This window comes from Halorubrum sp. AD140 (genome assembly GCF_034497445.1).
Lineage (GTDB): Archaea > Halobacteriota > Halobacteria > Halobacteriales > Haloferacaceae > Halorubrum.
The window spans coordinates 1-1,981 of the sequence record NZ_JAXRUU010000139.1; the positions used below are offsets into that span (position 1 = coordinate 1).

Sequence of the window (1,981 nt, forward strand, 5' to 3'; positions counted from 1 at the left end):
AGGATTTCACCTATGGAAACGCTGCTACCCGGGCAAACCACGTCTAGCGATAAAATGATTACGCCGTCCGGGGATTTACCGTTTCCACAGCCGGGAGGCGGTCGGAACGTGTCTGCGGTGCGGTCGCTGTCTGGCGATAGCTGGCGCTCATCGAGGGCCTCGGTCGGCTACTGAGGACCGCCGAATCGGCGGCCCTCAGATCCCTCGTCTACGCGGTCACACCCGGTGGATCATACGCTTCTCCCCGATCAAGCATGTGGTAGATCGATACCAGCATCTTCCGAGCTGCCGCCACGATCGCTTTCTGTGAGTTTTTTCGGCTTGCTAACCGGTCGTAGAACCGGCTCAGGTACTCGTCGTTACTGGTATGAACTGCGGTGTTTGCTGCTTGAACGAGCAGCCATCGTACACGACCTGATCCACGTTTCGAGATGCTCCCTTCGATCCGCGAGTCGCCTGACTCGCGGATCACCGGGTTCAATCCGACGTAACTGACGACCTCCTTGTCACCGTCAAACCGGTCGATCCCACCTAACTCCGCGTAGATCGTCAGTGCGGTGTAGTAACTCACACCGGGAATCGTCATCAGCAGCTGGGTCTCCTTCAGAGACCCAGCGCGCTCTTCGATCGTCTCATCGAGCTTCCGAATCTCTTCGGTGAGCGACTCGATCAGGTCGAGATACGACTCAAGTAACGTGTCGAACGGTACCGGGAGCGAGAGTTCCCGCAGGGACTCTCGCCCCTCCTCGTTCAGTGGTTTCACGTCTTCAGTGATGCCGTGATCGGAGAGGAGTCCATGAACCTTGTTTGCGTACTTGGTACGGTTTTCGACCAAGGTCTGTCGCCCGCGCACGAGTGCGCGGGCTTCTCTGACCTGCTCGGTCGGGACATAGCTTTCAGGCACCGAATTTAACCGGAGCATCCGCGCGAGTTCTTTCGCGTCCACGCGGTCGGTTTTCTTGTCGGTGTCTGCGATCTGGTTGATCTTTTTCGGATGAGCGACGGTTACATCCAAGTGCTCGGACAGCGTATCGTGGATGTGGTAGTAGTTGGAGGTCGCCTCAAGCACGGCTTGTGCGCCGGCGTAGCGCTGGGCGAGCTCGTCGAGGTTCGCGTTCTCGACGCGAACCTCTTCGACGATCGTCCCAGCCTCATCCATTACTGCCACCTGTGCGTACCGTTTGTGGACGTCGATTCCGAGGTACATGGTTCGTTCACCCGGGACGCCAGTGCGTGAAGTAGAGATTCACCTATTCGGGCTTTCCCGGATGCCGCGAGGCGCGGCATCCGGGCTGTAGCGCCCATGACTCGACTTCTTTCGCACACGGACCAGTCAACAGAACGTGCTCTGTGGCACGTGAAATCCGTCGGTCTCTTGCGCCCCATGTCTTAGTTCACGCGCTCATGGCGTAGCAGCGTTTCCATCGAGTCAACAGAGCCTTCAAAGTTGAATCCCGATCGGTTACGGAAAGACAAGGAGAACGCCTCGCGCATCAGCGCGGGGATGAATCCGACACCGCCAGCACGAACGCTGATCGGCGTGGGTCACGGATAGCTTAACTGGTTACACGTCGCGTGGACAGAGATCCGAGGCGGTCTATCCGCTCGCTTAATCGGACAGTATCGGGATTTACTCACCCAACGCAGAAACACCCTTTCTGCGGGGTTGGTGTGGGTGTCAGCAAACGGAACTCCGACTCCCACGCCGGGATAGGAGTACCGGCTGATTGGCACAGCCAGTCGCTGTCCGTGTCGGACAGCTACAAACCACAATATCCCAACCCAGCGGCGCGGTGCCGTGGGAATCCTCGCGCTTTAGCCCGACGAGGATGTCAATTTGTGAGGCACGAGCGGGCGAGGTCCGCCGCGGCGGCCAGCCTCACCGTTTTCACGCGCCGGTCCGTACCGCAGTCATGACTCGCACGGCAGTCATCGCCGGCGTCGGTCCGGGACTCGGGGAGTCGCTCGCGCGGAAGTTCGC

General features: G+C 59.2%; 1 protein-coding gene. It reads right to left on the reverse strand.

The window, feature by feature from the left end:
• Positions 1 to 208 precede the first annotated feature (208 nt).
• A complete protein-coding gene (locus U4E84_RS16740) occupies positions 209 to 1,207 on the reverse strand; it encodes an IS110 family transposase (RefSeq protein ID WP_322533239.1) in 999 nt (332 codons plus the stop codon).
• Positions 1,208 to 1,981: the final 774 nt, after the last annotated feature.